This is a genomic window from Cyanobium sp. BA20m-p-22 (assembly GCF_024346275.1).
Classification (GTDB): domain Bacteria; phylum Cyanobacteriota; class Cyanobacteriia; order PCC-6307; family Cyanobiaceae; genus Cyanobium_A.
Genome location: NZ_JAGQCQ010000170.1, coordinates 1 through 7,925, shown reverse-complemented (window position 1 = coordinate 7,925; position 7,925 = coordinate 1). Strand labels below are relative to the sequence as shown.

The following is a 7,925-nucleotide window of genomic DNA, read 5'->3' as shown; positions in this document are numbered from 1 at the left end:
GTTTTTCCACCTCAGCAGCCCCGATTTCCTGCTGGGCTGGGAGAGCGATCCGGCCAAGCGCAATGTGTTTGGCCTGATGGCGGCCGATCCCGAGCGGGCCGCAAGATCCACTCGGCCTGGGCCGTGCCTGGTGGGGTGCGCTCGCCCCTCAGCGCCATGGCCCGCGATTGGATCCTGGAACGGCTACTAGAGGCCAGGGCCACCGCGGCCGCGGCGCTGGAGCTCTACAAAAAATTGCTGGATGGGCCGCTGCAGCGGGAGCAGCTCACTTTTGGCGACTTCCCGTCGCTGTTCATGGGCCTGGTGGCACCCGATGGCGGCTGGGAGTGCATTGAGGGGGCGATTCGCTTCATCGACAGCCACGGCCGGATCGTGGCCGATGGCCTCTCGGAAGACGATTACGCCAGCTTCCTGGGCGAGGCGGTGGAGAGCTGGAGCTACCTGAAATTCCCCTACTACAAGCCCCTGGGCTATCCGGAGGGGATGTATCGGGTGGGCCCGCTGGCGCGGCTGAATGTGTGCGAGCGGATCGGCACCGCCTGGGCTGATGCGGAGCTGGCCGAGCTGCGCCAGCGCAGCGGTACCCCTGGGAGTGGCGGCCGCATCATCACCTCCTCGTTTGCCTATCACCACGCCCGGCTGGTGGAAATCGTGGCCTGCCTGGAGGGGATCGAGCAGCTGGTGGCCGACGACGCCTTGATGGGCGGCCGCATCCGCGCCCACGCGAGCCTCAACGCCAATGGGGCGGTGGGGGTGAGCGAGGCGCCGCGGGGCACGTTGTTTCACCACTACCGCGTCAACGACGACGGCCTAATCACCCGGGTGAACCTCATCATCGCCACGGGCCAGAACAACCTGGCCATGAACCGCACCGTGGTCCAGATCGCCCGCGAATTCATTCCCACCCCGGTGGTCGCGGGCGCCGAGATCCCCGAGCCCCTGCTCAACCGAGTGGAGGCGGGGATCCGCTGCTTCGATCCCTGTCTCTCCTGCTCCACCCACGCGGCCGGCCAGATGCCGCTGCGGATTGCTTTGGTGGATGCGGGCGGCCGGGTGCTGGCGGAGCGGGTAAGGGATTAAGGGGGGGGGCTGTGTATGCCTTCGAACGGCGTTATGCGGACTGGCATAACACCCCCCATCTCGGCAGCAAGGGCACGAAAGTAGCTGCGAGAAATGGGATTTATGCGGATCCACCCAATAACAAATTATCCGTTTCCACCAAGCGGTTGACCAGATGCCACGCATGGTACCAGGCTGTAGTATCATGGGGGAATGAAGCGGAAGCGCCAGCGCACCCTTGAGCTGATCTTCTCTCGTCCCGTAAGCGGCAGCTTGCCTTGGAGGGACATCGAAGCCCTGTTTCAGGAGCTTGGTGGGGATGTCAGTGAGAGGGCGGGCAGCCGAGTCGCGGTCGTTCTGTTTGGCGAAGTCAGGGTCTTCCACAGGCCCCATCCCTCGCCCGATACAGACAAGGGTGCTATTGCTTCAATCCGCAAATGGCTTGAAGAACACGGAGTGACACCATGAATCTCATGAATGTGGATGGCTACCACGCCAAAATTGACTACAACGAGGAAACGGATCAGTTTCGCGGGGAAATTCTTGGGCTTTCTGGAGGAGCGGACTTTTATGGGTCTAGCCCTGAGGAGCTTCGCCAAGAATTCAAAAAGTCATTGGATGTTTTTCTTGAGGTCTGCAAGGAGCAAGGAATCGAGCCCCGCAGGCACTATTCAGGAAAGTTCAATCTTCGGATCCCGCCTGAACTGCACCAAAAATTGGCGATGACTGCGGAGGTGCAGGGAAAGAGTCTCAATTCGCTCGCTCAGGAAGCACTCCAGAGAAGTGTCACGGCATAGAGGAACGGATAACAGGCCCCTCGAGTGGACAGGCCTCCATAGATTCTCTGCTTGCTCAAAATCCCTCAAGGGCACCTCGAAAATTAGGGTCTGTGCGTGTACCAAGTCTATGAGACTCATGTCTTAGTCTGTCTAGAATTGCCAAGCTGTCATAACAGCCGGCAATTTTTCGAGGTGCCCATAAGCCACTCCCATAGCCACCACGCCCATCCAGCACCTCCCCCACTCCTTCTTCGCCCGCCCCGCCGAGGTTGTCGCCCCCGAGCTCATCGGCTGCCTGCTGGTGAAACGCCAAGCCGATGGCGAGCTCTTGTGGGGCGTGATTGTGGAAACGGAGGCGTATTGCCAGAGCGAGCCTGCCTGCCACGGCCATCGCCGCCGCTCCCCCAGCAACGAAACCCTGTTTGGTGAGCCTGGGCGGTTTTATGTGTATGTGAGCTATGGCATTCACCACTGTGTCAATGTGGTGACTCACCGGGCTGACTGGGCCAATGGGGTGCTGCTGCGAGCGGCGGCCATTCCCGGTGAGCCGGAGCGGTTGGCGGCGGGGCCAGCCCTATTGGCACGTTGCTTTGGCATCGATCGCTTCCACGACGCCCAGTTGGTGCATCCCGATCGGGGGCTGTGGATAGCCCCGCGGCCGCCAGAGCTGGCAGCTTTGGGGGCCGTCGACCTTGTTCAAACCAGCCGCATCGGCATCAGCCAGGGCCAAGACCTCCCCTGGCGCTGGTATTGGCGGGCCAGCCGCAGTGTCAGCAGGCGGGTCCGGGGCGATCGGCCGCCTGCGCAGGTGCCGTGAGCCTTAGGGGGGTGTAGGGCAGCCTTCGCCTGAAAATCCCGCTTACGGTTGGGGTTGATGTTCATGCTGGGGCCATGACCATTGCTCCGCCAGTTGCACTTGCTGACGCCCTAGCGCCTCTGCAGCTGCCTGCTGATCTCTGCCTCAGCCCGGAACAATTTGCGGCGGTCTGTGCCGCCAATCCAGAGGCGGTACTTGAGCTCGATGCCGCTGGGCACCTGATCCACATGACTCCAACCGGAGGGGAAACCGGCGTCCGCAATAGTCGCCTGTTGATGCGCCTTCTGGTCTGGGCCGACCAGATCGGTGGCTGGCAGCTCTTCGATAGCTCCACCGGCTTTCGTCTGCCTGACGGCTCCGTGCTCAGCCCAGACGCCTCCCTGCTGCGTCTGGAGCGCTGGCAGGCCCTCACCCCTGAGCAGCGCCGCAGCTTCCCGCCCCTTTGTCCGGATGTGGTGGTGGAACTAGCCAGCCCCAGTGATCAAGGTCCCCGCGCTGTTGCCGCCCTGCGCCAGAAGATGGCGGCTTACCAGGCCAATGGGGCCCAGCTGGGCTGGTTGCTAATCCCTGAGGAGCATGCTGTGGAGATCTGGACGGCTACAGGTGAGCCGCACCGCATTGCGGCTGTTACCCATCTCGATGGAGGCGAGCTTCTGCCGGGATTGCGGCTTGAGCTGCAGGAAATCTGGCAGATTTAGCCAGAGGCAAGTCAGCCCCTACCCTGACTCTGTGAGCCGCCGCACCCCTTGAGCAGCTGGAGCCACCGCCACGTGCTGGATCTGGCGGCCTTTTCGCTGGATGATTTCACCACCGTGCTCTCCCTGGCCCAGCGCTTTCGCGCCCTGCCGGTAGCCGGTGCCCGCAAGCTGCCGGCCCTGCAGGGGCGGTTGATGACCAGCCTGTTCTTTGAGCCCAGCACCCGCACCCGCAGCAGCTTTGAGCTGGCGGCCCGGCGGCTCTCGGCCGATGTGCAGAGCTTCTCGCCCTCCTCCAGTTCCTTGAGTAAGGGCGAGAGCCTGCTCGATACGGCCCGCACCTACGTGGCCATGGGCGCCAACGTGCTGGTTGTGCGCCATCGCTGCGCCGGCGTGCCCCAGAGCCTGGCGGTCGACCTTGACCGGGCCGGTGAGCGGGTGGCGGTGCTCAATGCCGGCGATGGCCTGCACAGCCACCCCAGCCAGGGGCTACTGGATCTGTTCACCCTGGCGCGCCACTTCGCCCCTGAAGCCCCCTCGCCCGCGGCTCTGCGGGGCAAGCGCATCGTGATCGTGGGCGATGTGCTCCACTCCCGCGTGGCCCGCTCCAACCTCTGGGCCCTCACCGCCTGCGGCGCCGAGGTGGTGCTCTGCGGCCCGCCCACCCTGCTGCCGGATGCCTTCGCTGACTTTGTGGCCGCCCCCCCGCCAGGCCAGGCGGCCGATCCGGTGGCGATGCGGGGCCCGGTGCGGATTGAGCGCAGCCTGGAGGCGGCCCTGGCCGGGGCCGATGCCGTCATGACTCTGAGACTTCAGAAGGAGCGCATGCATCAGCACCTGCTCACCAGCCTCGATAGCTATCACCGGCGCTTCGGCATCACCGCTGAGCGCCTCACCCTCTGCGGCCGCCCCGTGCCCGTTCTCCACCCGGGGCCGGTCAACAGAGGCGTTGAACTGGCCGGGGAGGTGCTGGATGATCCCCAGGTGGCTCTGGTGGAAGAGCAGGTGCGCAACGGCATCCCGATTCGCATGGCCCTGCTCTATCTACTGGCGGCAGCCGAGCCGCTGGTATCAAGTGGACCTGATCAGAGCAGCTTGAAGCCGTCTAGCAGCAGGCCGTAGAGCAGCCCGATCCGGGCCATGTCGATCAGCTGCAAGACCAAGTCGTCGCCCCTGCGCCGGATCAGGGGCCCGCGGGCGCGAATGGCCAGTTCGATGGCGACTACGCAGATCAGGGCCCCCAGGGGATCCAGCTGGGAGAAGGCTCCGGTGATTGATCCGACCACGCCTCCGATGCTGAAGCTCACCAGCAACACGATCAGCAGCAGCGAAATCCGCCGCCAGGGATTGGCCGCCCAGCGCTCCAAACCCGCTCTGGCCTGGGCCACCCGTTCCTGGAAGCGGGTTTGCTGGTAGGGCCGCTCGGGGGGTCTGGCGATCACGGCTGAACCGGCATCGGCGGAGACCTCAGCGAACGAGGGAGCGAAAGAGGGTGGCAGGGAAGCGAACGGTGGTGATCCCCATCACCCGGCCCGAGCCCTGCCACACCATATCTACACCATTTCTGGCGCTTGGGTAGCCTCTTGCCACCACAGATAGGGGAATCCAATAAAAAAGCCCGTGGCCGAGGCCCGGGCTGGGTGATGGGGACTCCAGAACCAAAGCGGTTGGATCGGGGCTGTTCAACGGGCAGCAGACGTTTGTCAGAGCGTCCCCTGGGGGCCTTGACGACCAGAACCTCAGCTGTCGCCGTCTTTTTTGCGGGAGGCCTTGCCTTCCAGCAACTCCAGCAGAGCTTCCATCTGGGCCATGACGCCCCGCACTTCGCCGGCCTCAGGTAGCAGGCCGTCATCCATCACTCCCTGGTGCATCTCGCGGAGTTCCTGGCGGATGTACCGCAGGTGGCTGACCACCTGTTCGCGCTTCGACTGCGACATCTATGGCCGTTGACTAATCAACCCTTTTAACCCATCGCCTGCTCATGTCTGTCCAAATTGAGCTTTGGCCTGCTCGTAAAAGGGCCCATCCACCTCCCCAAGCCCCGCTTCCCGGGCCATTGCTTCGATTCGCCGTCGCACCGCCGGCCGCACGAAAAAGGGCACCTCCTTGAGCAGGGCCTCGGCGTCAGGGTGCCAGTTCATGCTGCCTGCCCAAAGAGGGTTGGCGATAAAAATGGAGAATAGGGGAAACGGGGGACCAAGTTAGGCAGGGCTGAAAACCCTTGCAGTAACTGGGCTGATCGTTTCGCTGTTTTCTGCCTTTGTACCCAAGCTGAACCCTGGTCTGTACCCAAGGGGGCCATGGGATCAGCTACCGAAGGGCCACAGCTCACTGCTGAGCAGGCCGCGGCCGTCGATCAGCTATTGCCGGCGCTGCGCAACGGTGAGATCGGCAGCCTGATTGGCCCGGCAGGCTCGGGTAAGTCATTCACCCTGGGCCACCTGTTGCGGGCGCTGGAGGTCGAAGGGCTGCGATGCCTGGTGGCCACCCCAACTCACAAGGCGGCCAGGGTCTGCAGGGAGTTCCTGGCTGGTGCCGGCGCCGCGGCCCGGGTCTGCACCGTTGCCAGCCTGCTGAAGCTGAGGCCCTCGCTGGATCGAGATGGCCGGATTCAATTCGCCACGCGTGGCGCCACTGAAGCTGCTTCTGCCCTGCGGGGTGAGCGGCCCGATCTGATCGTGGTGGATGAATCCTCGATGCTGAATAACGGCACCGCAACCGACCTGTGGGCCTTGGCCCAGGAGGTGGAAGCCGGCTTGCTTTTGGTGGGAGATAGGGCCCAGCTGCCGCCGGTGAACTCGACCATGGCCGCCCTGTTTCTGGATCCCCCAGGGGTGCGCTCTGAGCTGGTCACGGTGCGGAGGAACTCCGGCGCGGTGCTGCAGTTGGCCACGTCATTGCGGCAGGCCCAGCATCCATCGCTGGTGTGGCCCACGGCTTCCAGTCCTGCGGCCCAGGGCGGCAGCCGGATCGTGCTGCATCAGTGGCAATCGGGTTGGCTGGCGGCCGCGGCCAGGGCGATCTGTAATGAAGCCTGGGATGCCGATCCAGACGGGGCCCGCGTCATTGCTTGGGCCAACAGGACCGCTGCATCCCTGGGCCAGCGGCTGCGGGAACAGAGGTATGGCGCAGCCGCTGCCCGGGATTGGCAGATCGGTGAAATCCTGATTGCCCCGGGTGGCATCCAGTCCGAGGGCTCAGCATTGGCGGCGCCCCAGGCGGCGGCCTGCAGTGAGTTCAGGATCCTGGCGTTGGAGGCCCCCACCAGGCTTGAGCATCTGCTTGGCGTTCATCCCTGGCTCACCCCTACCCGGCAGCTGGAACGTGAGCTGGAGGTGGCAGCCGGCACCGATGCCCAACGCGCTCAGGTTGAAAACATCGTTACCGGCGATGAGCTGGAGGTCTGGCTGGAACCCCCCGGCGGTGTGGCCGAATCCTGGGGGCATCAGTGCCGGGAGGTGCGCAACAGCATCCGCCAGCACCTCGATGGTGGTGATCGGAAAAAGGCCCTGGCCGAGGTGGCCGATCTGGAATCAATCGTGCCGGTCCTGCGCCAGGCGGCGGCCCTTACATGCCACTCCAGCCAGGGCAGCAGCTTCCGCTCAGTGTTCGTGGCCGACGATCTCCGGCGCTGCGATGGCCCCGAGGCCCGGGCGCTCAGCTACGTGGCCTGCAGCAGGGCTTCTGAGGCGCTGCATCTATTGCCCATGCCGAGATTCGCGGATCGGATTGCCGTTGCTGCTGTCGCCCCCCAGGCCGTGCAGGAGGCAGCGTGATGCGGGTTATCCCTGCCCCCGTCAGAACCGGCCGCCAGGGACCACAAAACGGCCGTGCGGTGCGAAGGGGTGCACCGGCTGTCCCTGCCCCACAACTGCCGGCCGCGGCCAGGGTGAAGGGCTCACGGCTGCCGGCAGGTCATCCCCTGAAGGTGGCGTTAGCGGCGCTGCAGTTGGCGCAGGTGCCGGCCTCACTGCCGGAGCTTTATCAGCACTGCGCCCTCACCCACCCTGACCCGGACAAGACCTGGGGGTGGCCGCATGTGCGGGGCTATCGGCTGCTGTTCGATCTGATTTCTGCTGGCACCGGCAGCCCTGCCCGATCAGCTGGCGGGCCCGGGCGATTGGGTGTTTGAGCTGCCATGCCCCTGCTGGCGGCCAGGAATGAGGAGGCCCTGGGCCAGGGGGGTCGGGACCGATGCCGACCGGCGGGTGCTGTTCCTGCTCAGCCCGCAGGAGCTACGGATCGTTGGCGCCGTGATCGGGGGGAAGGTGCTGCCGCCGGCTGAGGCTGTGGCGTTGTGGCTGGCTTGGCCCTGGCAGCCCGTTTCCGAGGGGCAGCCATGGCCGGATCGTGATCCTGGGGCAGCAGCTCAACAGGGACCGATGCCGCAATGGTGATGGCGGCAGCAGGACTGCCTGAGCAGCTTCCACTCAGCCCATCGGGCGGCTGCCTGGGCAGCCCGGCTGACCTTCCATGCTGGACAGCTGGAGGCCTCTTGATCACCCCAGCCGACTCGAACAATCACCTCGTTGGCCTCCCCTATCCGGGTGATTGCTAGTAACTGCACTGCAGTCC

At 64.7% G+C, this 7,925-nt stretch carries 9 protein-coding genes and 1 pseudogene; 7 read left to right on the top strand and 3 right to left on the bottom strand.

The window, feature by feature from the left end; all coding sequences use genetic code 11:
- From KBZ15_RS14105 to KBZ15_RS14080, 6 genes and pseudogenes are all read left to right on the top strand, one after another.
- Nucleotides 1–1,080, top strand: a pseudogene (locus KBZ15_RS14105) (Ni/Fe hydrogenase subunit alpha); the annotation flags it as partial.
- A 192-nt stretch (nucleotides 1,081–1,272) separates the two neighbouring features.
- Nucleotides 1,273–1,527: a type II toxin-antitoxin system HicA family toxin gene (locus tag KBZ15_RS14100; RefSeq protein ID WP_255015850.1), complete on the top strand. Its 255-nt coding sequence runs from the start codon at nucleotides 1,273–1,275 to the stop codon at nucleotides 1,525–1,527.
- Entirely contained in the window at nucleotides 1,524–1,856 is a 333-nt protein-coding gene (locus KBZ15_RS14095; protein ID WP_255015849.1) for a type II toxin-antitoxin system HicB family antitoxin, read from the top strand. The genes KBZ15_RS14100 and KBZ15_RS14095 overlap by 4 nt, the downstream gene beginning before the upstream one ends.
- A gap of 208 nt (nucleotides 1,857–2,064) precedes the next feature.
- Complete coding sequence (locus KBZ15_RS14090; protein WP_255015851.1) at nucleotides 2,065–2,655, top strand: DNA-3-methyladenine glycosylase; 591 nt, start codon at nucleotides 2,065–2,067, stop codon at nucleotides 2,653–2,655.
- Nucleotides 2,656–2,729: 74 nt separating this feature from the next.
- Nucleotides 2,730–3,353 (top strand): Uma2 family endonuclease, encoded by a 624-nt coding sequence (locus tag KBZ15_RS14085; protein WP_255015848.1) that lies wholly within the window; start codon nucleotides 2,730–2,732, stop codon nucleotides 3,351–3,353.
- Between the two features lie 48 nt (nucleotides 3,354–3,401).
- On the top strand, nucleotides 3,402–4,472 hold the full coding sequence (locus KBZ15_RS14080; RefSeq protein ID WP_255015847.1) for an aspartate carbamoyltransferase catalytic subunit: 1,071 nt from the start codon (nucleotides 3,402–3,404) through the stop codon (nucleotides 4,470–4,472).
- On the opposite strand, the gene KBZ15_RS14075 is transcribed toward KBZ15_RS14080, so the two are convergent.
- The 3 genes from KBZ15_RS14075 to KBZ15_RS14065 all read right to left on the bottom strand — a co-directional run bounded on the left by KBZ15_RS14075 (nucleotide 4,436) and on the right by KBZ15_RS14065 (nucleotide 5,491).
- Nucleotides 4,436–4,792 (bottom strand): DUF565 domain-containing protein, encoded by a 357-nt coding sequence (locus KBZ15_RS14075; RefSeq protein ID WP_255015846.1) that lies wholly within the window; start codon nucleotides 4,790–4,792, stop codon nucleotides 4,436–4,438. The two genes, KBZ15_RS14080 and KBZ15_RS14075, sit on opposite strands and share 37 nt — an antisense overlap.
- 297 nt (nucleotides 4,793–5,089) lie before the next feature.
- Nucleotides 5,090–5,287, bottom strand: coding sequence for a hypothetical protein (locus KBZ15_RS14070; RefSeq protein ID WP_197147917.1), 198 nt, complete (start codon nucleotides 5,285–5,287; stop codon nucleotides 5,090–5,092).
- A 42-nt stretch (nucleotides 5,288–5,329) separates the two neighbouring features.
- Nucleotides 5,330–5,491, bottom strand: coding sequence for a PCP reductase family protein (locus tag KBZ15_RS14065; RefSeq protein WP_255015844.1), 162 nt, complete (start codon nucleotides 5,489–5,491; stop codon nucleotides 5,330–5,332).
- 159 nt (nucleotides 5,492–5,650) lie between these two features.
- Between KBZ15_RS14065 and KBZ15_RS14060 the strand changes: the two genes are divergently transcribed.
- Entirely contained in the window at nucleotides 5,651–7,126 is a 1,476-nt protein-coding gene (locus KBZ15_RS14060; RefSeq protein ID WP_255015843.1) for an AAA family ATPase, read from the top strand.
- Nucleotides 7,127–7,925 lie beyond the last annotated feature (799 nt).